This is a genomic window from Alteromonas infernus (assembly GCF_902705815.1).
Genome location: NZ_CACSIG010000062.1, coordinates 1 through 24,226, shown reverse-complemented (window position 1 = coordinate 24,226; position 24,226 = coordinate 1). Strand labels below are relative to the sequence as shown.

Sequence of the window (24,226 nt, the reverse complement as noted above, 5' to 3'; positions counted from 1 at the left end):
ATGGAAATGCTAAGAATTAACCGAGAAAATCTGCGAAACAGTCACGAAACGCCTTGGTTAATTTTAGACTTAGTCATGTTAGCTATACTTTTTGTGAACCTAACATGGCTCATTTTCGATGCGCTTTATGCTACAGACTTTGTATACGGTCTTTTAGGTACATATTTCCCCGCCTTTCTTAACGCTTACGACCCAATTCACGCCAACTTTCTGTTGGTCGACTTAGTGTTTATTGCCATCTTCTTTACCGAGTTCTGTTTTCGTTGGGCCGTTGCTATTGTTCGTAAAGAGCACTTACGCTGGTACTTCTTTCCGTTTTTGCATTGGTACGACATCATAGGCCTTATCCCTACTGGGCCTACCCGCCTATTTCGTTTCTTGCGCATATTTTCTATTTTGCACCGCCTGCACAAATTCGAAATCATCGACTTAAATCAAACCGCGGTCTTTCGCTTTTTTGCGTTTTACTACGATGTATTTGTTGAAGAGTTAAGCGACCGAATTGTTGTAAAAGTGCTCAGCGATGCGCAAAAAGACATCTCAGCAGGTTCGCCTTTATTAGACGACATCAATGCTCAGGTGCTGGCACCACGCCGTCCTGTGATTACTCAATGGATGGCAGGTGTCATCAATCATTTAGGTCAGTCAATTCAAAGCGAAGAGCACGGCGAAGTGATTCGCGAACACGTGCGCAAGAGCGTGGGCAAAGCGGTTAGAAGCAATGCTCAAGTCTCTTCCCTGCACTACCTACCTGTTATTGGTAAAACAATAGAGAATACTTTGGAAGAGTCGGTTACCGACATTGTAACCACATCGCTAGTTAACCTGTTAAGCGATTTGGATGCAGAGCGCATTGACCATTTCATTTCAGTCGGTATGCACGACTATACCCCTACCGCCGATGCGCTAGATAAAGAAGTGCTTAACGTTGTAAACGAATGCTTAGAACTGGTGAAAGCGCACGTAGCACAGCAGCGTTGGAAGTCACATCTCACCGAAAAAGAATCGGCTATTCCCACTGGCAAGCCCGAAATTTAATTAATTTGCAAAGCGGTAGAGTCAAGGTGAACGCTAGCCAGTATTCTGTTCAGCCATTGTTCATACAAATAAGCTAATATAAAGTCCTTACGAATATAATTATAACGATTAGAGGGACTTATGATGAAAATGAAACGCTGCAGAATGTTCAGCCGCTCATTTAACCACGCAATACTAGCAAGTTGTATAACGGCATTTGCTTCAGGCTGCATGGTGATCTTGCCGACCTCTTCTATTTCCACCAACCAAGAACCTGAAAAAATAGTTGAGCGCATTGAATACAATGCAAACCGATGCTGGTCCACACTGCATCAGCCAATCCATAGCGATATAGTCGTAAACACGTACACAATACAAAACGGCTACAAACTCACGGCCAGTCGTAAAGAAGGGAGCACCCCGCAATATCCTTTTTTACACGTCACCGTTACCCACTCAACCTACGGCAGCGAGGTATCTGTTCGAGAAGGTGAGTTTAACTTGGGCACAGACTTAAATTTAAGTGATGATGTAAATCGATGGATAAATGGCGACAATAGCTGTTAAGAATAAAAGTTAGCGAAGGTACTGGGCTCGTCACCGAGAGTAAAATTAAGCTTATCGCCACGTTAAGCCAGCCTTTTTATGCAATGATGGCAGAAACCGAAGAACAAGACGAAATAGCTGTTATTTCTCGCAAAACAGCACAAGCATTAAACGTTAGCTCGGGAGATACCATCTTACTTTCAAATGTTTAGCTTCGTACGTATATCCAAAAACCGCTGTTCAATGACGAAAACTCGGTGTGCGCTTTAAGCTTAACTAAAAAGAAAACCCGCAAATGCGGGCTTTCATTCTGTTAAAAAGTATTGGCTGCTAATTACGCTTTACGCCACGTAGTACCGCTTGGGCCGTCTTCTAACACTACGCCTTTTGCGTTTAACGCATCGCGTGCGGCATCTGCCGCTGCCCAATCTTTGGAGGCACGGGCATCGTTACGCTGTTTAATTAACGCTTCAATTTCAGCCGCTTCATCGTCATTGCCTTCACCGCCTTTAAGGTAAGTATCTGGGTCGCTTTGAAGCATACCCAAAATTGCGCCTAGGCCTTTAAGAACAGCAGCCAGTTTACCTGCTTCTTCTACGTTATCTTTTTGGCGGTTAAGCTTACGTGCCACATCGAACAACACCGAAAAGGCTTCAGGTACGTTTAAATCGTCGTTCATTGCCGCTTCAAAGCGCGTTAGGTAGCCACCGTGACTAAGGTCAGTGCTCTCATTTACTACAACACCACGCAGCGCAGTATATAAACGCTCCAGCGCCGCTTTCGCTTGGGTGATATTGTCTTGAGAGTAACTTAACTGGCTACGATAATGCGCCGACATCAAAAAGAAACGCAAGGTTTCTGAATCGTGCTCTTTTAGCACATCGCGCAAGGTAAAAAAGTTACCCAACGACTTAGACATTTTTTCGTCGTTAACTTGAACCATACCCGCGTGCATCCACACGTTTACGTAAGGCGTATCATATGCGCAGCACGACTGGGCTACTTCATTTTCATGGTGCGGGAAAGTTAAATCTGAACCACCACCATGAATATCAAAGTGTTCGCCAAGGTGCTTATGGTTCATTGCAGAACATTCAATGTGCCAGCCCGGACGGCCTTCGCCCCATGGCGACTGCCATGCAGGTTCTCCGGGCTTTGTGGTCTTCCACAGCACGAAGTCTAGCGGGTCATCTTTACCTGCCGCCACTTCAACACGAGCACCGGCTTTAAGCTGATCTAAGTCTTGTTTGCTTAGCTTGCCGTAATCTTCATACTTACTTACGTCGAATAGCACATCGCCGCTTTTAGCTTGATAAGCGTAGCCTTTATCCATCAGGCGCTGAATGATTTCTATAATTTCATCCATGTGGCCGCTTACTGTCGGCTCAACATCTGGCTCTAGTAGGTTAATCGCTGCAAAGTCTTCGTGCATCATGGCGATAGTACGTGCCGTGAGTGCTTCGAAGCTTTCGCCGTTTTCATTAGCGCGAGCAATAATTTTGTCGTCTATGTCTGTGATATTACGCACGTACTTAACGTCTAAACCAAGGTGGCGCAAATAGCGTACTAACACGTCGAAACTTAGGTAAGTACGGGCGTGGCCCATGTGACTTAGGTCATAAACGGTGATACCACACACATACAAACCCACTTTCCCTTCTTGAAGCGGAACAAACTTCGCTTTTTCACGGGTTCGGGTGTTGTAAAGATGTAGCATGTCTATATTTCCTATTTGTCATAATTTTTGGGCCGCAAAGTTTAGCACTGTCACCATGCAAATGGTACAAGGCTTTTGCGCTGTAGTAGTATTTTGCGCTACCGCCCTCTTTTGCGCTAAAATCGGCGCACTTTATATATGCTAACACACAGGACACACCACAATGGTTACGTTGAAAACAAATTTCGGTGATATCACCCTAGAGCTTTTTGAAGATAAAGCGCCTAAAACCGTAGCGAACTTTCTTTCTTATGTAGAAGACGGCTTCTTCGACAACACTATTTTCCATCGTGTAATTAACAACTTCATGATTCAAGGTGGTGGTTTCACCCCTGATATGGAACAAAAAGACACCAAAGACCCTATTGAAAACGAAGCTGACAACGGCGTTGCAAACGAAGTTGGCACCATCGCGATGGCGCGCACTCAAGACCCACACTCAGCCACAGCTCAGTTTTTCATTAACGTGAACAACAACGACTTCCTAAACCATACAAGCAAGTCGATGAATGGCTGGGGCTACTGTGCATTCGGTAAAGTAACTGAAGGCATGGATGTTGTAGAGAAAATTAAAGCGGTTAAAACAGGTAATAACGGCTATCACCAAGACGTACCTGTAGAGCCAGTGATCATTGAAAAAGCAGTGGTTGCTTAATTAGCGGCTTAAACTATAGCCTTATTGATCGTATGGCTGGCATGTTTTTCAAAACATGCTTGAAATATTAAGCTAAAAGCAAGCCGCGTTTTTTTAACGCGGCTTTTTAAACTACGTTAAGAAGAATTATGTCGTTCACCTACTTCATCGCTGATTTACACCTAAGTGCCGATCGTCCAGATATCACAGAATGCTTGATGCGCTTTTTAAAAAGAAGATGCAATTAATGCTGACGCACTTTATGTTCTTGGCGACCTATTCGAAGTATGGATTGGCGACGACAATGTCACGCCCTTTAACACTGCCATTGCGTCAGCCTTTAAAGAAGTCAGTCTGCACTGCCCTATTTACTTCATTCACGGCAATCGAGATTTTGCTATACGGGAAAAGTGGCTATCGAAAGCCGGTATGACTCTCTTAAACGAACAAGAAGTTATTGATTTGTACGGCACACCTACCCTGCTCACGCACGGTGATGAGCTTTGTACTCGCGATGTTGCCTATCAAAAGTTTCGCAAAAAATCTCGCGGGTGGTGGTGGCCACGCTTAATGCTAGCCTTGCCCTTGTGGTATCGACAGCGTGTAGCAGATAACGGCCGTGCCGAAAGCAAAGAAAAGCAACAGAACCTAAAACCTGAGATTATGGATGTCACCCCTGAAGAGGTGGTGAAAGTGATGGAAAAGTGGGGCGTACAGCGCATGATCCATGGTCATACGCACAGACCAAACATTCATAGCCTCAAAGCAAACGGAAAATCAGCGACGCGTATAGTTCTCGGCGACTGGTACGATCAAGGTAGCGTATTACGGGTTACCGCCGATGAAGTACTTCTGGAAAAACACAACTTCAGCTGAGCATTTTCATGTAGAAAGGGCTTTAAAAGTTTAGCCTGAGCCGTTTTCTATATGGATTATGATTAATGGCGAAAAGGCTGCAGCATCCCTTTCGCTCACATTAAATAGAATAACAGATAATCTGATAATTTATTGTTACAAACTAGTCGAAAGTACATAAGTTATTCACTAGCTTAATTATTGTTCTGTGGTATAAAGTAAGAAAACGAGTTAGTCATCATGGATGGTGTAAATGACAGATGTTCTTCTTTCCCCCTCAAACTTCTGGTTCAGCATTGCGCTTATAGCCGTTTTCATTGTTTTTGTGTTAGAGCTTATTGGCACGATTTTCGGTGCAAGCGTGTTAGGTGTAGGCGACGATTTTGGCGAGTTAGATAGCGAAGGTTTCCTTAACACGGCCTTTGCCAACTTTTTAAATATCAATAAAGTTCCGTTTCTAATTTATTTAATTGTATTACTGACCGTTTTTGGTCTTAGTGGCTTGCTTATAAACGGCCTGTCAGCTACGGTTTTAAGTGTTACTCCCCCTTCACTCATCTCAGTGCCACTTGCGTTTTTAGTAGGGTTATTTATTACCGCTAAAACGGTACACATTATTTCGAGTTTGCTTCCCACGATAGAATCGAGCGCAGTTAACAGCGACGAGTTTGTAGGGTCAGTAGCAGAGATTACCATCGGCAAAGCCAGTAGAGGCAACCCCGCAGAAGCAAAGTTCACTGATTGTTATTCACAACCTCATTTCGTGCTAGTAGAGCCTTTTGAAGAAGAAGAGCTTTTTTCGCAAGGAGAGCGCGTAATCTTAATTCAAAAAAATAAACACAGTTGGTTAGCAACACGCTACCTATAACCTAAAAAGAGATAAAAGTATGGATACAATTCAACCATCTAGCTTGCCGTCAATACTCTTTATTGCCGGTGCTATTGTTGTAGGGCTTATCGTTATTGGCCTTATTTTCGCTAAACTCTACACCCGAGCAACTAAGGAAACGGCGTTTGTAAGAACCGGCCTGGGCGGTGAGAAAGTTATAAAAGACGGCGGCGCGCTTGTGCTCCCTGTTGTTCACGAAATAATTCCTGTAAACATGAACACCCTTCGCATAGAAGTGGAGAAAATTCAAAAAGACGCCCTGATTACTAAAGATCGCATGCGCGTTGACGTTAAAGCCGACTTCTATCTGCGTGTGGCACCTAATGCCAACGGCATCTCAATGGCGGCGCAAACGCTAGGTACCCGTACCACCCGCGCCGAAGAAGTTAAGAAATTGATGGAGTCGAAATTCGTTGACGTACTTCGCGCCGTAGCAGCTGAAATGAGCATGACCGAAATGCATGAACAGCGTGCTGATTTTGTGCAGAAGGTTCAACAAAGTGTTGCTAACGACCTTGAAAAGAACGGTTTAGAGTTAGAGTCGGTAAGCTTAACGGGCTTCGACCAAACTGACTTGCAATTCTTTAATGAAAATAACGCGTTCGATGCCGAAGGTCGCGCACGCTTGACCAAAATCATCGAAGAAAAACGCAAAGAAACCAACGATATCCAGCAAGAAAATCGCATTTTTATTGAGCAGCGTAATTTAGCCGCAGAAAAGCAGTCTTTAGACGTTAAACGGGACGAAGAAGAAGCTCGACTCGCCCAAGAACAGGTGCTTGCTTTTAAGCGTCAGGAACAAAAAGCGGAAATTGCTAAACAGCGTGAAATGAAAGAGCGTGAAGAGCGCGAGGCAGAAATTGCTAAAAATCGCGCTATAGAAGCTGCGGAAATTGAAAAGTCGCGAGAAATTGAAACCCAAGAAATTGCCAAACGCCAAGCGCTAGAACAAGCGCGAATTCGCCAGCAACAAGAAGTAGAAGTTTCCGAGCAAGTGAAACAAATTGCCGTTGCGACCAAGTCTGAAGAAGAGTCTGCAGCGCGTGCAAAAGCCGCTGAAGCGGAAAAACAAAAAGTTGAAAAAGAAGAAGCCGTACTGACCGCGAAATCAGTAGCAGAGGCTGAACGTAAGAAGCAAATTGAAGTTATAGACGCCCGTAAAGAAGCTGAACGTGAAGCGGTAAGTATTACCGTTGAAGCACAGGCTAAAAAAGAAGCGGCAGAAAACACCGCTGAAGCGATCCTAACCGAAGCGAAAGCCACCGCTGATGCGAAAATGCTGCAAGCAGAGGCCGACGAGAAGGTACTTGCGGTTGAGGCACAAGGTAAACAGGCCCTTTACGAAGCTGAAAATACCCTAAAAAATGAGCAGATTGAGCTACAGAAGTCGCTTGCCATGCTTAAGGTATTGCCCGAACTGGTGGCGCATGCCGTTAAGCCACTTGAAAATATTGATGGTATTAAAATTCTTCAAGGGTACGGCCAGGGTAGTGGCGTTAAAGGCGACCACACCGTTGCTACTGCAGGAAGTGGCTTAGCAGAGCAAGTTACTCAAGCAGCACTTAATTACCGCGCTAATGCACCTCTTGTAGATTCAATGTTGCGCGAAGTAGGTTTAGTCGAGGCCGACAAAGGCACCTTGGAAGATTTAGTGACGGGCAATAGTGACTTACTATCGCAAGCCAGCGCAGTAAGGCCTAAGCCTGTTGTGGCAGAACCAGGGAAACTTACCCCAAAAACAGCCACTGAAGAACGCCCCACTGAATAAGCATCTGCAAACTGACTATCAGTATACAGCCCTGTTCTAAACAGGGCTTTTTGTTGGTACGCCCCCTCTCTTCGTTTATAATACCTACTGGCTTAGAGGATATTTAGTATGGCAACGCTACCTGAAGAACCAGAAAAACCGCTACGTGATGACTGTTGCGGTGGCGGCGCTTGCTGCCCTTGTATCTGGGATGTGTATTACGAAAAGCTGGATAAATGGAGAGAAGCTAAAAAAGCACAAGAAGAATCTCAACAACAGCCGTCTGACACATCTCAGCTAGATAAAGGCGAATAAAAAACACTCGCCACAACTGTTAACCAATTGTTAAGCCTGCGTTATACGCGCCCTGCCGCCTCATTTCATAAACTTTTCATTTACAAATACACATTCTACTGTTACCTTATCTTAATCGATTAAGAGTTGAGTTTTTTGTAAATCTCGCCCCATGTGGCTGAGTTTGAAAAAGCAGGTTAAGAATTAAGCTAAGCCCGTTAACAATTCACTGTGAATGAAAAAGACTGGTAGCGCTTAATTCGAGGTAATGCTCGCTCGATAGATGTAAAGAAGTACGAGCAAGCACATGCTGAATTTTGGAGAGTTATCATGTCTATACGCAATGGCGTTCAGTTAATTACATATGCGGACCGACTAGGCGACGGCAACATCGAAAGTCTAACCAATCTACTGGATGGCCCCCTTAAAGGCTTGTTTAAAGGTGTTCATATTTTACCTTTTTACTACCCTTACGACGGAGAAGATGCAGGGTTTGACCCCATCGATCACACCACAGTAGACGAACGTCTAGGCGATTGGAACAATATTAAAAAGCTTGGTGAGTCGGTAGATATTATGGCCGACCTCATTGTGAACCATATGTCAGGTCAAAGCGAAGCATTTACAGATGTGCTAAAAAAGGGACGAGAGTCTGAATACTGGCCACTATTCCTTACAAAAGAAGATGTTTTCTCTGGCAACGATCAGGCTGAAATTGACGAACAGATCGCAAAAGTCTTCCGCCCTCGCCCTACGCCATTTTTCAGCGACTACGAAGTTGGTATAGAGACAGACTCGACAGAAACGGTACCATTTTGGACAACATTTACATCGAACCAAATTGATATTGACGTTGAGTCGGAGTTAGGGAAAGAGTACCTTTCTTCTATCCTTCAGTCGTTTACCGAAAGTAACGTTGATCTAATACGTTTAGATGCAGCCGGTTACGCTATTAAACGCGCGGGTTCAAATTGCTTCATGCTTGAAGAGACATTTGAATTTATTGAAGCCCTTTCTAAGCGAGCTCGCACCATGGGCATGCAATGCCTGGTTGAAATTCACAGCCATTACCAAACGCAAATTGATATCGCGGCGCGTTGTGACAGCGTTTATGACTTCGCACTACCGCCTTTGGTGCTGCACACTCTATTCACCAAAGATGCGAGCGCACTAGCGCATTGGTTGTCTATTTCTCCTCGCAACTGCTTTACAGTACTCGATACGCACGACGGTATCGGTATTGTTGATGTGGGTGCAAGCGGCGACAAACCAGGCCTGATTAGCGCCGACGCTATCAACGCATTAGTTGAACAAATTCACGTTAATTCAAATGGCGAGTCTAAAAAGGCAACCGGCGCGGCAGCCAACAACGTTGACCTTTATCAGGTCAACTGTACCTACTATGACGCGCTAGGCAAAGACGACTTTGCTTACTTAGTAGCGAGAGCTATCCAATTCTTCAGCCCAGGTATTCCTCAAGTTTATTACGGTGGCTTACTTGCTGCGCACAACGACATGGAGCTACTAGCAAACACGAATGTGGGTCGCGATATAAACCGCCCTTATTTAACAACAGCGATGGTTGAAGACGCTATTCAAAAGCCAGTTGTTAAAGGTTTAATGCAGCTTATTACGCTTAGAAACGAAAACAAAGCGTTTGGCGGCGCTTTTGACGTTACGTATACGGATAACACTCTTGTACTGTCGTGGAGCAACGACGGTGATGCAGCATCATTAACCGTAGATTTCGCTGCAATGGACGCGACTATTAACACGGTTAGCAATGGCGAAGAAAGCACGCTTTCTATAGGCGCTCTATTAGCCTAAGCCGTGAGAGGTACATCCTCACATATACATTGAAGGCGAGCATTGGGAGGGTCTCTTTTCAATGCTCGCCTTTTTTATTTATGTGTAGGTGATTGGTATTCTTTACGGTTTATGTTCGTCATTATACGTTCTTCCCCAATCGCATAGTTGACGCAGGGTTGGCTCTAAAGTGCGACCTAATTCGGTTAGCGAATACTCCACCCGCGGCGGAACTTCGGCATACACCTTTCTATTTACCAGCCCGTCTCGCTCTAACTCTCTAAGTTGCTGTGTCAGCATTTTTTGCGTCACCCCCTGAAGCCGTCGCCTTAACTGGCTAAAGCGAAGGGTTTTATGGCAAAGATGCCAAAGGATCACCCCTTTCCACTTACCGCCAATAATTTCTAGCGACACCGCAACACCACAAATATATTGCTTCGGTTCGCTGACTGTTCCGCTCGGTTTTTCGATATTTTCATCTGTACTCAGTGAGCCGACAGTACCATTCTCTGGGGTACTGTCTACGGATTTTAAACTTGCTGTCATCTTTCCTCCGAGACTGGCGTTCTCGCTTTGGGTTATGTCTAAACCTTGAAAGTTATGTACGGGAAAGCCCAATAGTATCTTTTAGGGTACTACCCTACTAAAAAGTGCATACTTGCGCAAAGTTTATATATCGTCACAATGGGTAGCGTAAATTTTCGACCAACGGAGACAGGTATGACATCGTTTAAGGCTTTACTTGTAGAAAAACAGGAAGACAAATCATTCACTCGTGGCATCACAGAGCGCTCACTCAATGATTTGCCAGACGGCACTCTTCTCATCAAGGTAGAGTATTCATCACTCAACTATAAAGATGCCTTGTCTGCAACAGGTAATCCTGGTGTTAGTAGAAATTTTCCCCACACCCCAGGCATAGATGCAGCAGGTACAGTGGTGTCATGTGATGACGGCCGGTTTAAAGAAGGCGATGAGGTTATCATTACAGGTTATGATTTGGGCATGAATACTCCAGGCGGCTTCGGTGAATACATTCGAATTCCTAGCGAATGGGCAGTAGCCAAACCTGAAGGCTTATCTTTAAAAGAGTCGATGGTAATTGGTACGGCTGGCTTTACAGCTGGGCTGTCAGTACAAGGGTTAGTTGAACACGGCATAACGCCTGATAAAGGTGATATCTTGGTAACAGGCGCCACGGGTGGCGTTGGGTCTGTGGCAGTTGCACTGCTTGCCAAAGCTGGCTTTTCTGTAGTGGCATGTACTGGCAAAAAAGAACATGAGTCATTTTTAAAAAACCTCGGCGCAAGCAAAGTAATAACTCGTGATGAGCTGTTGGAAAGTAAAGAGCGCCCTATGTTAAAAGAACAATACGCGGGCGCAGTTGATACCGTAGGCGGCGAATACTTAGCGCAGGCTATTAAGTCAACCCAATATGGTGGTTCGGTAACATGTTGTGGACTGACTGCTTCAGCCGATCTTAATGTAAGTGTATTTCCGTTTATTTTACGCGGCGTGTCTTTGCTAGGTATCGACTCAGTACAATGTCCCATGCCGCCTAGATTGAGACTTTGGGATAAATTAGCCAGTGAATGGAAATTAGAATGTCTTAACGATTTAACTGAAGAAGTTTCGCTAGATGACGTTAGCCAAAAAATAGATGCCATTTTAAAAGGCGAACTGTCGGGAAGAACATTAGTAAAGCTTTAGTCCATCGCATGTAGAGGCTGTTATAAAGACAGCCTTATCACATTCACTACAAACAACTCGCTATTTTATAAAAAGGTTTTAAAACTTATGCTGACAGCCGAGCCCGCCTGTGCATTTATCGCAAAGATTCTGTGGTACTCACTTTCTATTGAGGCAGTTGGTGCTCATATTACCACTTACAGCTGAACGCACTGCAAAAAATAATTGGTGAAGTCATCTGACGCTACGTTGATGTAGATTATAGAACGCGAGCTGAGACCCAAGAAATTATAACAGCGCTCCAAAAGGCTAACTGACCTTGCAGTAATTGTTGGCAAAGTATAATTAAATATAGTTAATCTTCTATCACGATATGCCGGTACAAATAATTTTAACTGACATATTAAGGAGAGAACTATGTCATCTACTGCAAAAGTGATATCGGAACTATGCCAATTAGACTTTGATGCTCTTGCTGCCTACGAGGCAACGCTAGAACGCATAGAAGAGCCAAGTTTCAAGGAGACAATAGCGACGTTTAGAGACGACCACCAAGCGCATATCGAATCGCTAAACAAAATGCTAGTCCAACGAAGTGAGGATAGAGTTACTGAAGCTGATTTCAAGAAAGTACTGACGAAGGGAAAAGTTGTCATTGCAGGGCTTATCAACGATAAAGCGATTCTTAAAGCGATGGTTGTTAATGAAGAGGTCACAACTAAAGCATATGAAAAAGCCTTAGACCATGACGGTTTTACACCACAAGAGCGTGCTACGATAGAAAGGCACTGGGCAGATGAGAAACGCCATAAGCAATGGTTCTCTGACGCTGCTGAAAGATTGTAATTGCAAGCTGCGAACGCGCTTCTTAGCGCTATGTGCCGCTGATAACTTTTAACAAAAGGGGCGTTATTTTACGCCCCTTCGTTTAATAATATCTCTTTAGGAAATAAAGTCCCTTTTTAAACGATTATTACGGAAGATGTTTACCGCCTGTTACCCCTAATATTTCGGCAGTGACATAGCTAGATTCCTGAGACGCTAGATACACATACGCCGGCGCAAGTTCTGCGGGCTGCCCTGCGCGGCCTATAGGCGTATCTTCACCAAACTTAGGAAGCTTGTCTGGCGCTTGTCCACCACTTTGCTGTATGGGTGTCCAAATAGGTCCAGGGGCAACGCCGTTCACTCTGATGCCTTTTTCTATCAACATTTTAGCGCACGACTTGGTAAACGAGGTAATAGCACCTTTAGTTGATGAATAATCCAGAAGGCCGGGTGAAGGCTGATAACACTGAATAGATGTAGAATTGATAATGCTACCACCTGGGGGCATGTACTTAGCCGCTGCTTTGGTAATCCAAAACATGGCGAAAACGTTAGTTTCAAACGTAGTTCTAAATTGCTCGGTAGTGATATCCTCAATATTTTCAATAAACTTCTGCTTGCCGGCGTTATTTACAAGAATATCGAGACCCTCCAAAAAGGTGTTCGCCTCTTCCACAAGGGAAACACAGAAGTCTTCGTCTTTAATGTCTCCGGCTATGCCCTTAGCTCTTACGCCTGCCTCTTCTAGAATAGCAACGGTTTTATCACCATCTTCCTGTTCAGAGGGAAGGTAATTGATGACGACGTCAGCGCCTTCTCTGGCAAAAGCGATAGCAACTGCTCTACCTATGCCAGAGTCTCCGCCAGTTACCAGTGCTTTTCGCCCCTTCAACCTATCGCTCCCTCGATAAGTATTTTCGCCATGATCTGCTGAAGGGTCTAATTTTTTATCTAATGCAGGATCAGGTTGGTCATCGTTGTAATGGGTTCCATCGTTATCATATTGAGTACGAGGGTCGGTCATTGTGTATTGGTCTTGCTTTGACATATTTGTTCCTCCTTAATGAATATACACACTCTTATGGGTGCATGACCCATGCCGAAGGGACAAGATATTAAAGATTCGCTCACTTCAACCAAAAGCATCACAAAAGACATAGACAATTGAAATAAAACAAAAATATCCGAATTTAATTTCCATTTTTAGAATGCAGCTAACAGTAAAACTGTTTTAATATATTGTTGTCAGTAAAACATTCGTACCATTGAAAAATAAGTACAGAACCGCTGAGCCTTAGAGTTATTTGAATTGGTCTTAAATAAGTGCTCTTTATGTCAATGTATTTCGGGGCGGAATAATTTCACGAGGCGGCAATTTCAGGACGGGACACGCAATAAAAAAGGGCGCTTAAAAAAGCGCCCTCCTATTTCTAAAAAACTGCAAAGGCTGAATTAAGATCTAGCCCAATAACGAATACCACGTAATGTTTTAATAAATTCGTCTGCCGACTTTTGTTTAAGGTCCACAAAACCTTCGTCTATCATGCTATCTAAGCCAACGGCCTTGATAAGTGGCATTGCGGCATCTGTGTAGCCGATAAACTTGTCGTGAGCAAACGCATCAGAAACAAAATCTTTTGCTTCAGGCTTGCCCGCTAACTTTTCGGCTCCCGACTGCGACATTAGTAACAGCACCGCATCGTATAATACTGATGGCCCACCATCGACCTTCTGCTGTGCATCTACTTTTTTACCCTTATCACAAGTAACGCCGCCAATTTGAGGCGCAACAACCTCGTACATAGCGCCTTCGTTATCTAAAGCAGTTTTTACTTTCCCAAGCAATTCACCGTCAAGTTCATCACTCACTAAAATACCCAGCTTTCTGCCTTTAAACGTATCCGGCGCATTTTTTAAGATACTTAACGCATCAGACTCAACGAGGTCTTCTCTAGTTTCCATTGCAGCCTCTGCTGGCTCTGGCATCTCTGAGAAGCCCAGCGCTTCACCCACGGCTTTCGCAAGGTCTTTATCTACATTTAATAGATGTGATACTACTCGCTCACGAATCGACAAACGCTCTACTTTGGATAGCTCAAAAGCGAATGCGTCGCGAATATGCTCTTTCTCGGTTTCAGTTTGGCTGATATAAAACTGACGAGCTTGGCTGTAATGGTCAGCGAAAGTTTCTGAGCGATGTCTAACCTTTTCACCTGATACTTCTTCATTATGCGATTTAAATCCATGTGCTGGACACGCGCGCGGATTATTCTCATCGGCTTCCCAAGAGTTTGGCTCGTAATTAGCACGACCTTTGGGGTTATGCATTGCCATATGGCCGTCTTGCTGGAAATGACGCATCGGGCATTTAGGCGCGTTAATGGGCAAGTGCGTAAAATTAGTACTACCTAATCGTTTCAACTGAGTATCTAAATAAGAGAAATTACGCCCCTGTAGTAGTGGGTCGTTGGTAAAATCTATACCAGGTACAATGTTTTGTGTACAAAATGCAACTTGCTCTGTTTCAGCGAAGAAGTTATCTACCACCTTATTAAGCACCATTTTACCTACAATTTTAACTGGTACTTGCTCTTCGGGTATAAGCTTGGTTGCGTCTAAAACATCGAATTCAAAATTATCTGCAAACTCTTGGTCGAAGACCTGCATTCCTAACTCCCATTCTGGGAAGTCGCCAGCAAGTATTGCATTCCAAAGGTCTCTTCTGTGGAAATCGGGATCTGCACCATTAATTTTCAGTGCTTCATTCCACACGACTGACTGCAAACCTTGTTTCGGTTTCCAATGAAACTTCACATATTTCATTTCACCTTTGGCATTTATAAGCTTAAAGGTGTGTACACCAAAACCTTCCATGAAGCGGAATGAACGCGGAATAGCACGGTCTGACATCGCCCACATAAGCATGTGAACAGACTCTGGGCTTAAGCTTGTGAAGTCCCAAAAGTTATCGTGCGCGGTTTGCGCTTGTGGAAAACCTCGGTCAGGCTCTTGTTTAGCTGAGTGAATTAAATCTGGGAACTTGATAGCATCTTGAATAAAGAAGACGGGAATGTTATTGCCAACTAAATCCCAATTGCCCTCTTGAGTATAGAATTTAACAGCAAAACCTCGTACATCGCGCGCTAAATCTGGAGAACCCTGGTTGCCCGCTACGGTAGAGAATCTAGTGAATACCGGGGTCTTTTTACCTTTTTCCTGAAAAATTTCAGCACAGGTGATGTCAGATAGTGACTCGTACGTTTCAAAATATCCGTGGGCCCCGTACCCTCGAGCATGCACCACGCGCTCGGGAATGCGCTCGTGATCAAAGTGAAATATTTTCTCACGCATCACGTGATCTTCTAGTGCTGAAGGCCCTCTTGCTCCAGCTTTTAGTGAATTCTGGTCATCGTGTACGGGACAACCCTGCGCAGTTGTCATTGTAGGGTAACCGTCGCCAGCCTTCTGATGCAATTCGCCGCCTTGTCCTTTACTTCCTTCATACTTGAATGATTCAGCCATGATTATTCCTTGTGGTTAAAGTTTAAACACACATCAATGTTTAATGCTATGCGCCACTGTTACAGCAAGTTAGATTCCAAGTAAAATTCACATTAATTTCAAAGAGTTAAATGATAAAGAATAGATTGCCGGGGCATTCTTACAAAATTAGAAGAAAGAATTACAAATAAGACAAAGCGGTCAAGGGAGCGCGATGCCGCCTAAACCGTTTTTAGTGATGCGATAAGATATAAGCCCTCTGAGAGGGCTTAGTGAGTGCCAATAGTGATTAAATGCGCCTTAAAACCCTTCTAATACCAATTTGCCTATTGCGCGCCCTTCTTCAAGTATTCTATGGGCCGCAATAAGGTTTTGTGTCGTAATCTTACCTAAGTGCTTGCCTACCGTGGTTTTTATTTTGCCTTCGTCAATTAGTGTAGCAACATGCGTTAGCAACCGACTCTGCTCAACCATATCTTCGGTTTCAAACATTGAACGGGTAAACATAAATTCCCAATGTAACGATAGACTCTTTTGTTTTAACTTTGCTACGTCCAAGCTTTCTGGGTCGTCAATTAAGGCCAGTTTACCTTTCGGCTTCATCACCTCAACATACTCGTCAATGTATTGATGCGTGTTGTTTAAACTGGCTACGTGGGTCACCTCACCAATGTTGAGCGACTTAATTTGCTCGGCCAAAGGTTTACTGTGATCCACGACATAGTCTGCGCCGAGTTCTTGCACCCAGTTTTTAGAGCTTTCACGAGACGCCGTTGCTATTACCACTGCGCCGGTCAGGGCTTTAAGCAACTGCAGCATAATAGAGCCTACGCCGCCGGCAGCGCCTACTACCAACACAACTTCATCGCTTTTCTCACTTTGCTGCTTCAGCGCCAAGTGTTCAAATAGTAGCTCATAAGCTGTGATGGTGGTTAAAGGAAGCGCTGCCGCTTCGCTATCAGAGAGGGAACTCGGCGCCTTACCTACAATGCGCTCGTCAACCAACTGGAATTCTGCATTAGAGCCCGCCCGCGTTAGGTCTCCGGCATAATACACCTTATCACCTACCGCAAACTGGGTTACATCAGCGCCAATTTCTGCGACTTCACCTACCGCATCCCAGCCTAAAATTTTAGGATCGCCACCCTCAGGGTTTACTCGTTGACGAATTTTGTAATCTACAGGGTTTACCGCTATCGCATTTATTTTTACCAATAAGTCTCTACCCGACGCGCTGGGCTTGTCTACGTCTAAATCTATTAGTGCATTAGGTTCGTTAATGTCTAGTGAGTGGGTATAACCAATAGCTTTCATCATTCGTTTCTCCTTTTGAGTAATATTCTCATCATACTCTTGATTAAATTTCGATAAACAGCACAATATAAGAAACATTATCAAATAGTTTTTGAAAATCATGTTGCTCGATGACTTGAACGTTGTGATAAAAGTAGCCGAATTTAGAAACATTACCGCTGCTGCTACCCACTTAAATATGCGTACGGCTACGGCGAGTGCAGCTGTTAAACGGGTAGAACAAGCGGTTGGTGCTGAGTTGTTTGTACGCACCACCCGATCACTTAGGCTTTCTTCTGCTGGTGAGCGCTTCTTGCCAACGTGTGAACAAGCCATGTCGATGCTAAAAAACGCCAAACAAAACTTAAAAGGTGAAACTGGCGTTATTGAGGGCGAATTACGGCTAGGTTTATCCTCTGACTTAGGCCGTAACGTCATTGCACCATGGCTTGATGATTTCATGAATGAGCATGAGAAAATAAGCGTAAAACTCAATTTGAACGACAGTAATATCGACTTCTATCGCGACCCAATTGACTTAGCTTTACGTTATGGCTCGCCTGATGATGCAAGCGTTTACGGGTTTAAGATATGTGATGTACCACGCTTACTTGTTGCTTCGCCCTCTTATATCAGCACCTATAGTGCCCCTGAACAATTTGAAGATTTACAAGCTCACAATGGGCTGTTTTATCAACTGCACGATAAAGTGTATAACGAATGGGAATTCGTGCACGAGGGTAAACCGTTAAAGATAAAAATGCAGGGCAACAGAACGGCGAACGACGGTGAAATGGTTAGAAGGTGGGCTGTCGCAGGTAAAGGGGTAGCTGTTAAATCAAGCTTAGACGCCTGTGATGACATTCTAAATGGACGTCTTATTACGTTATTGTCAGACTACCAACCGAAACCCACGCAACTTTGGCTAATTTGCCCGAGCCGCCAGTCTATTACACCAGCGGTTAGGCTGTTAAGAGACATGTTAAAAACGCGCTGTGCCGAGTATTTAGCACAGCTTAAAAAAGCAGGTATATATTAAAACTTAGCTTAATAATGATACGTTAGCCTTATCGTTTAACTCTTGAAGTAAGCTGCGCGTATGCTTCGTCAAAACCTGCTAATGATACGGGTAAGGTAACCTGCTGGCTTTCAGACTTCTGAAATGCAATTAGCATGGTTTCACCGTTATGCATTTGCTCTAATAGCTGGCTATCGATTTTGATAATACTTTGGCACGCCTTTTCGTCACACCCGGAAAAAGGGACTTGTAAAGGTGCAAACTCGTCTATTTTTACTCCGACCCCATTTTTCGTTATCGTATTTTGAGGCAGTTTTATTATTAAAACTGGGAAACTTTTCGAATAGGAATAATCAACATTGACGCCCAGCAAGACTTTTGTAGCTTCTTCGTCTTTTGCAACTAACTGGCTAAGTGTACAAACTGATGAATCGTTGCACAGTAAACTCCAGCTACCAAAATCATTCGTTGTCACAGGCCATGCAGAAAACGATGCGAGTATCGAACTAACTAATACTAAATATTTCACTTCTACCTCTTAACGAAAATGGGGAGCTTATGCTCCCCTTATTGTACTTGTTTTTACTATTTACGCTTTCTTAATAGGAAAGTGCTGAATAGCGCACCTAGCATAAGGAACAAGGTACTAGGCGCAGGAACTTGGGTCGGGCCTGGTACAAATACAGTCACTGCATTTTGGTTCATGTTAATAACACCTGAACCATCGAACGTTAAGCCAGTTACAAACGCATCTGGCGTAGGTTCAAGCATATTCGAAACGTCAATCCCCATAATTCTGAAACGATCTACAGGTGAAGTGAAGTCGTACTCTACACCTCCTGTAATATCTGTACCTGTGTCTAACCAATCCATAAGGCCATCATCCCAAAGGAATAGGTCAAACAGGTTGTCATCATAACCTTCTGGCAAAAGAACCGAAGCGATATCTGGGCCACTATTTACAATATAGTCATAACCTACTGCTACATCCGGATCGATAAAAACAAGTTCGTCTGGATCATCGATAGAGAATTCAAATTCATAGTCTGTTGGTGATTCTGGATTAACAATTGGCAGAATAGGATTTTCCGGATTATCACCCGGTAGCACGCCGTCGCGAATAGCAAATTTCCAGATACCCGGCGTACCCGTATTGCTGTTACTTTCGTCTATATCTGCAATGGCGGAAGTTCGAGAACCAGGTACGGTAAAAAAGTTTTCCCCATCGCCGGCGTCATATCCAGCCTGAGCAGGAATACCACTAGACACGTCTCCCGTCGTCCAACCGATATCTTCATATCTGAATTCAACGTCGAAGTTACCCGCCCCTGTATCTTCCCTATCAATTAATACTAATTGAAACGTGTTGGTCGGATCACTATTTTCATTGTAGTAACCAACGTCATTCCACGTTACTACCAGGGTATCTTCATTGGGAGAGCCAATAAATACATCACCACATTCTGCGCAGCGTGTATCTACATCCCCCCAAAATGGCGCAATCATAGGCTGATTGCTGTTAGGAAAAGGGTTAGGCGTAAATGTACCTACAGGACCATTGAAGGTAATGTTGCCGTTATTGTTGATGAAAAACCTATCGTAGGTCGTTCCAAAAAAATTTAAACCACTATTGAACGCCAAAGCTTCGTATGAGTCGAAAACTACAGGGCCAGAGGAGTCATCATCATTGCTTTCCATCGCCAAAAAGCCAACCCCGCTGTCAGTTGAGCCATCCCAACCGGAGAGGAGTACAGAAGCATTGGCAGTGGTACTTGAGATAGAAAATGCTAGGGCAGCACTTGCAAGCAGAGATAGTTTAAAACGCGAAGGTTTACTCACGGGTACGTCCTTGTAATTGTTGTTAATTAAATTTCTTATATGTCAGCAAAACGTTAGCAAAATCCAGACCAAAGAATTTACCCATTAAAAATCAACAAGATAAAGCAACTTAAATTTATAAAGCAAATCATATGTAAAAGAAACTGACATCCTTGTCCTGCCTTTTAGTTGTACTATCGCTTGTATTCAGCAGGTTCACCTTTGCTCGGCGTGCTTGCTTTAATGAATTCACGTAAATCTTGGTTAGACTGTTTCAAGTCATCGCGACGCAGGTACATCATGTGCCCGCTGCGATATCCTTTAAAGCTTAAACGGTCTTTTAAGGTGCCACTTTGATCGAGTTGCCACATGGTATATTTAGCATCGAAGTAATTCGTTGCACCATCGTAATAACCTGCTTGAATCATTACATTTAAATAGGGATTTTGCGCCATCGCCAATCGCAAATTCTGCCCCGTTTGGTTGTTACTTCTATCCCACGGATGCACGTTTCCGAACATGTTGTATTTCATGTCGGTTTTATAGTTTAACTCCTCGCGCAGGTAGTAGTTAATAGCAGGTGTGAAGGAATGCAGCCATGACGTTAGCTCTGCCCAGTAATCAGGGCGGTCACCACTTTGCTTCGCGTCTATACCCAAATAACGGCTATCCAATCTGCCTAAGGTCTTCCCTTCATCTCGTAATAAATCTTTCCAGAAAAAAGCGGTGCTTACATCTAGGTTATTTTGAGCAATAGACGCCTCACTTAAACCAGAATAGCGCGCCATTTGTTTTAGCACCTCATGCTTTTCTTTATCGCCGATAAACCCACCTTTAGCCAGCGCCGGAATAAGCGTGTTGATAGTGAAATCTTCGACTTCGGGTAAGAGTTCAGTTAAGTCTTTATTTTGTAGCTCTGGGTCTAGCTTATTGTGATACCAGGCTGCTGCGGCAAAATAAGGTAGTCGGTTGGCGGCTTTTACTGGGCCGTTACGCTCAATACCTATATCGGTTGGCGATACCAACACGACACCGTTTAGATACATCCACTGTCGGTTTTGAAGCTCTAATGCAAGACCCGAAACCCGAGTTGTACCGTAGCTTTCACCGATAAGGTATTTCGGGGAGCGCCAGCGATTGTTGCGTGTTACAAAGGTATTCACCCAATCTGCTAAATAGCTAATATCTGCATTTACCCCAAAGAACATTTTTTGTTGCTCATCTTGCGATGGCATTGAACCGTCTGCTTTAGGAAGCACACGGCTATAACCCGTGTTTACCGGGTTAACAAATACAATATCAGCCACGTCTAAAATCGAATATGGGTTGGTTTGAATGCCATAAGGCTGAACCGGGTAGCCTTCATCATCGATATTGAGAATACGCGGGCCGGTATACGCGACATGCATCCACACAGAGGCGGAACCCGGGCCACCGTTAAATGAAATGATAAGCGGGCGCTCGGTATTCTCTTTTACGTCAGTTCGCTGATAGTAAGTATAAAACAAGGTCGCAACCGCTTCGTCTTTTGTGTTCCAAACCGGTTGCGTACCTGTGGTAGCGCTGTATTTCACGCGCTTACCCAAAATTTTTGTTTCATGCTCAGTTACCACGCTACTGTCTATTTCAACTGAACGAGCATGCGTTACGGGGCCTTCATCTTTCGCGGTAGCAACACCAGTTAAACTCGCAAAAACGAGAAGAGTAGCAGTAAACCATGAAACGGCTTTGCCTGACTTGGCACCTTTATGGTGTGATGCAGATAGCGTTGAGGGATATATTTTCATCATTATTTTTTATCTGTCTTTTATTGTGTACTTTTAGTTAAGTAATCGTAGATGTATGCCTCAGTTTGCAAGCTTTGAGGTATCATCTGCTGATAACACTATATAGCGGTTAATAATGCAGCTTTGTAATCAACGATAAATCGCCGAATTTCGTCGATACTCTTCGTAATCTAGCTTACCTACTTAAATTGAGGCGCAGATTTATTTTCTGGCCCCTCATTTTCAATATGCGCAATGAGCTCTGGAAAAAATGCTAAAAACAGCTGCTCTATCTCTTCTTGATGATCACTGATGTCGTCAACGCTTTTATGAAATGTATTGGCAAAGCGAATGCGTTTAGCCACTACTGAGATAGCTTTCGCAATCCCATCTTCTCTCGCGTAATCCTCAAACCAATCGTGAGTGATCATGTGCCCTATGCTCACCTGCATCGTTCTTGGCATACTAGGTAGGCGCTTTTCTAATAATGCAAAACTTTGCTCCCGAAAATCATCAAAACCTTGTGGTGTAAATGTAGCCCAGTGTTTGATAAGTAAATGATCGAAATAGATATCCAGTGCTACAGGCGCAAAACGCCTGCGACTTTTATGAAATAATGTTTTCGCCGCTAGTACGGTTTCGTGCCTATCGGTAAATCTATCAACTTCGTAGTGATTTTTAAGGCCTAGCCGTACTGCATTTCCAAACGTGTTGATATCAACGCCCCTTCTAAAATCTCCCAACAAGTTACCAAAATGAGAGTCGGCAGTGGGGCGAGCAAGAAAGAGATGGGCAAGATAATTCATTTTGTAATTTAAAGGCCTCGATTTTAAGTTGTAAGGGCTTGTGGGTATCAAGTAAAATTAGCATTCATTCAGACGCCTTGAACATAGGTTTGCCGAAACGAATCACGGCAGTATGCCAAATTCATAAGTATCTGAAAATCTGTAGCACTTTAAACCGAGCTCCCACATGTCTGTAATTTCTCCTTCTGAAGTAACGTCTCTTCTTTCACCCGTCAATGCGTTTTTACATTGCGAGACCCCGCAGTCGTGGATAAATGAAGCGCAAAAAGAAGAAAACTTACGGGTTATTCTTACTGATCACTTAATTTGTGAGCTTAAAGCGGCACAATCGGCCATGTACCTGCTACGCCGCTATGTGGCCGACGAGGAAACCAGTAAAGTACTACTGGGGTGGCTTAAGCCTTATGAAGATTTCACGTATCGCCATGAGCGATTGGCAATCCCTAAACACTAAGCATCTTTCAAAAAGTGTGTTCAATGTAGAAGGCCTCGACCCGTTCAAAAAAGACATGCTCGATAAAATGGTAATGCTGATAAAAGAAGAGCTACATCATTTTTATCAAGTGCTAGAAATTATGCACGAGCTAGGTTTCGAATATAAATCGGTGACATCTAGCCGTTATGCCAACGGCTTACTCCGTCACGTACGCACTTACGAACCAGAAAAACTTGTCGACAAGCTCATTTGTGGTGCCTATATCGAAGCGCGCTCATGCGAGCGTTTTGCCAAGCTAGCCCCGCATGTTTCCGAAGACTTAGGTAAGTTTTATGTGTCACTGCTGCGCTCAGAGGCACGCCATTTCGAAGATTATTTAACCTTAGCCAGTCAGATATCTAAAACCGACATCAGCGAGCGCATTAACCACTTTGGCAGCGTAGAAAAATCATTGATTGAAAGTGACGATAATGAACTGCGCTTCCATTCAGGTGCACCAGACTTTACTTAACAGGCTTGCCTCGTTCATAAATCAACCAATTTATATTGACGGCTTTGCGTTTCTGCTGCACACTCGATTTGTAAATGTATTGTTAATGGCAGTTTTTTAGCGCTTTGCGCTGTGTCCGTGAGTATTCGAATTTACGGCTTATTCGTGTGTTTCACTGCCTCACAACAATATTCTTAAAATAACGTTGGTGAACAAGGCAGGACTTTATGATTTTGAATCATTTAATTGGTATTTACACTCATCCCAGAGAAGAGTGGCAAACCATTGATACCAAGCACGAAACCTATTTCTACGCGCTTACCCATATTGCTTTTATAGCGCTCATTCCTTCACTCGTTGCTTACTATTCAAGTGCTCACTCCGGTTGGAGCATTGGAGCTGGCGACGTAATAAGACTAAGCGAAAATACCGCTATTATGATGGGTATAGGCATGTACTTCGGCTTAATTGGCGGTGTAGTCGCCCTAGCCGTCCTCATTCATGAGTTAGCGAAAGCATTTGACGCTACGCCAACTTATACCCAATCTTTAGAGCTTGCCGCGTATACCGCAACGCCACTTTTCATGGTGGGTTTTGCCGGTCTTTACCCCGAGCTATGGGTTGTGATGACAGCGTTATTAGTAGGCATCAGCTATTCGGTGTACCTACTGTATTCAGGCGTTCCCATTTTAATGCACATGCCAGAAGACAAAGGGTTTATTTATTCAAGCTCGGTGGTAACTTGTGGTTTAGTGCTGCTTGTTATTCTTATGACAGGGTCAGTTCTGCTGTGGGGCGTAACTGGCGGGCCAGTATTTGTTCACTAATACCTGTATCGAGTAGGGTGAGGCTTGCGCCTCATCCCTCTCACAGAACCGTACGTACGGGCCTCGTATACGGCTCCTGCATACTTCATATCACTTGCTAAGTGACACAATGCTAATTTGCAATCTAGTATCGTGCGCCCTATGGACATCGTTCATTTTCTAACATTGTGGTAACTTTCATTGCAGGGTTTGGCGTTCTAGCACTGAGGCAATCTACCAAATTTGACTACAATTACTTCCCATATACGG

The 24,226-nt window shown here is 43.9% G+C and carries 20 protein-coding genes and 2 pseudogenes; 13 read left to right on the top strand and 9 right to left on the bottom strand.

The features are described 5' to 3' along the window. Positions 1-6 precede the first annotated feature (6 nt). Both ACX5J7_RS15220 and ACX5J7_RS15215 read left to right on the top strand, forming a co-directional pair. On the top strand, positions 7-1,038 hold the full coding sequence (locus tag ACX5J7_RS15220; RefSeq protein WP_278385586.1) for an ion transporter: 1,032 nt from the start codon (positions 7-9) through the stop codon (positions 1,036-1,038). Between the two features lie 120 nt (positions 1,039-1,158). Continuing rightward, positions 1,159-1,584 carry a halomucin gene (locus ACX5J7_RS15215; protein WP_231129113.1) on the top strand — a complete coding sequence of 142 codons (426 nt, stop codon included), beginning with the start codon at positions 1,159-1,161 and terminating at the stop codon, positions 1,582-1,584. Between the two features lie 313 nt (positions 1,585-1,897). On the opposite strand, the gene cysS is transcribed toward ACX5J7_RS15215, so the two are convergent. After that, on the bottom strand, positions 1,898-3,280 hold the full coding sequence (gene cysS, locus ACX5J7_RS15210) for a cysteine--tRNA ligase (protein ID WP_474376049.1): 1,383 nt from the start codon (positions 3,278-3,280) through the stop codon (positions 1,898-1,900). A 163-nt stretch (positions 3,281-3,443) separates the two neighbouring features. Between cysS and ACX5J7_RS15205 the strand changes: the two genes are divergently transcribed. The 6 genes and pseudogenes from ACX5J7_RS15205 to gtfA all read left to right on the top strand — a co-directional run bounded on the left by ACX5J7_RS15205 (position 3,444) and on the right by gtfA (position 9,526). Beyond that, the gene (locus ACX5J7_RS15205; protein WP_012518465.1) at positions 3,444-3,935 is read left to right on the top strand and encodes a peptidylprolyl isomerase; all 492 of its coding nucleotides are present in this window, start codon (positions 3,444-3,446) and stop codon (positions 3,933-3,935) included. Between the two features lie 128 nt (positions 3,936-4,063). After that, positions 4,064-4,790 (top strand): annotated as a pseudogene (gene lpxH / locus ACX5J7_RS15200) (UDP-2,3-diacylglucosamine diphosphatase). 232 nt (positions 4,791-5,022) lie between these two features. Then, positions 5,023-5,637, top strand: a complete 615-nt coding sequence (locus tag ACX5J7_RS15195; protein WP_012518463.1) for an OB-fold-containig protein — start codon at positions 5,023-5,025, stop codon at positions 5,635-5,637. Positions 5,638-5,656: 19 nt separating this feature from the next. Next, a complete protein-coding gene (locus ACX5J7_RS15190; RefSeq protein ID WP_287149639.1) occupies positions 5,657-7,426 on the top strand; it encodes a flotillin family protein in 1,770 nt (589 codons plus the stop codon). Positions 7,427-7,534: 108 nt separating this feature from the next. Then, positions 7,535-7,720 (top strand): oxidoreductase-like domain-containing protein, encoded by a 186-nt coding sequence (locus ACX5J7_RS15185; RefSeq protein WP_012518461.1) that lies wholly within the window; start codon positions 7,535-7,537, stop codon positions 7,718-7,720. 309 nt (positions 7,721-8,029) lie between these two features. After that, positions 8,030-9,526 carry a sucrose phosphorylase gene (gene gtfA, locus ACX5J7_RS15180; RefSeq protein WP_012518460.1) on the top strand — a complete coding sequence of 499 codons (1,497 nt, stop codon included), beginning with the start codon at positions 8,030-8,032 and terminating at the stop codon, positions 9,524-9,526. Between the two features lie 102 nt (positions 9,527-9,628). Here the strand turns inward: gtfA and ACX5J7_RS15175 are convergent, their stop codons facing one another. Next, positions 9,629-10,051: a winged helix-turn-helix transcriptional regulator gene (locus ACX5J7_RS15175; RefSeq protein WP_012518459.1), complete on the bottom strand. Its 423-nt coding sequence runs from the start codon at positions 10,049-10,051 to the stop codon at positions 9,629-9,631. A gap of 174 nt (positions 10,052-10,225) precedes the next feature. Here ACX5J7_RS15175 and ACX5J7_RS15170 point away from each other — a divergent pair, with 174 nt between their 5' ends. Together ACX5J7_RS15170 and ACX5J7_RS15165 are read left to right on the top strand one after the other, a co-directional pair. Further along, a complete protein-coding gene (locus ACX5J7_RS15170) occupies positions 10,226-11,215 on the top strand; it encodes a YhdH/YhfP family quinone oxidoreductase (protein ID WP_278385574.1) in 990 nt (329 codons plus the stop codon). 396 nt (positions 11,216-11,611) lie between these two features. Continuing rightward, positions 11,612-12,040, top strand: coding sequence for a ferritin-like domain-containing protein (locus ACX5J7_RS15165; RefSeq protein ID WP_278385573.1), 429 nt, complete (start codon positions 11,612-11,614; stop codon positions 12,038-12,040). Between the two features lie 127 nt (positions 12,041-12,167). Here the strand turns inward: ACX5J7_RS15165 and ACX5J7_RS15160 are convergent, their stop codons facing one another. The 3 genes from ACX5J7_RS15160 to ACX5J7_RS15150 form a co-directional block, all read right to left on the bottom strand. Then, a complete protein-coding gene (locus ACX5J7_RS15160) occupies positions 12,168-13,070 on the bottom strand; it encodes an SDR family oxidoreductase (protein WP_498707419.1) in 903 nt (300 codons plus the stop codon). 404 nt (positions 13,071-13,474) lie between these two features. Next, positions 13,475-15,544, bottom strand: a complete 2,070-nt coding sequence (locus ACX5J7_RS15155) for a catalase (RefSeq protein WP_498707418.1) — start codon at positions 15,542-15,544, stop codon at positions 13,475-13,477. Positions 15,545-15,823: 279 nt separating this feature from the next. Beyond that, positions 15,824-16,837, bottom strand: a complete 1,014-nt coding sequence (locus tag ACX5J7_RS15150) for a zinc-binding alcohol dehydrogenase family protein (protein ID WP_278385593.1) — start codon at positions 16,835-16,837, stop codon at positions 15,824-15,826. A gap of 100 nt (positions 16,838-16,937) precedes the next feature. On the opposite strand from ACX5J7_RS15150, the gene ACX5J7_RS15145 reads away from it, so the two are divergent. Beyond that, the gene (locus ACX5J7_RS15145; protein WP_278385591.1) at positions 16,938-17,855 is read left to right on the top strand and encodes a LysR family transcriptional regulator; all 918 of its coding nucleotides are present in this window, start codon (positions 16,938-16,940) and stop codon (positions 17,853-17,855) included. A gap of 28 nt (positions 17,856-17,883) precedes the next feature. Here ACX5J7_RS15145 and ACX5J7_RS15140 read toward each other — a convergent pair whose 3' ends face one another. The 4 genes from ACX5J7_RS15140 to ACX5J7_RS15125 form a co-directional block, all read right to left on the bottom strand. Further along, entirely contained in the window at positions 17,884-18,363 is a 480-nt protein-coding gene (locus ACX5J7_RS15140; protein WP_015067519.1) for an invasion associated locus B family protein, read from the bottom strand. 56 nt (positions 18,364-18,419) lie between these two features. Beyond that, positions 18,420-19,673 carry a nidogen-like domain-containing protein gene (locus ACX5J7_RS15135; protein ID WP_024016500.1) on the bottom strand — a complete coding sequence of 418 codons (1,254 nt, stop codon included), beginning with the start codon at positions 19,671-19,673 and terminating at the stop codon, positions 18,420-18,422. Between the two features lie 173 nt (positions 19,674-19,846). Further along, entirely contained in the window at positions 19,847-21,442 is a 1,596-nt protein-coding gene (locus tag ACX5J7_RS15130; RefSeq protein WP_278385569.1) for a S10 family peptidase, read from the bottom strand. A gap of 176 nt (positions 21,443-21,618) precedes the next feature. Beyond that, positions 21,619-22,224: an acyl carrier protein phosphodiesterase gene (locus ACX5J7_RS15125; protein ID WP_498707417.1), complete on the bottom strand. Its 606-nt coding sequence runs from the start codon at positions 22,222-22,224 to the stop codon at positions 21,619-21,621. Between the two features lie 166 nt (positions 22,225-22,390). Here ACX5J7_RS15125 and miaE point away from each other — a divergent pair. Then, positions 22,391-23,171, top strand: a pseudogene (gene miaE, locus ACX5J7_RS15120) (tRNA isopentenyl-2-thiomethyl-A-37 hydroxylase MiaE). 206 nt (positions 23,172-23,377) lie between these two features. Further along, entirely contained in the window at positions 23,378-23,977 is a 600-nt protein-coding gene (locus tag ACX5J7_RS15115) for a Yip1 family protein (RefSeq protein ID WP_015067524.1), read from the top strand. Positions 23,978-24,226: the final 249 nt, after the last annotated feature.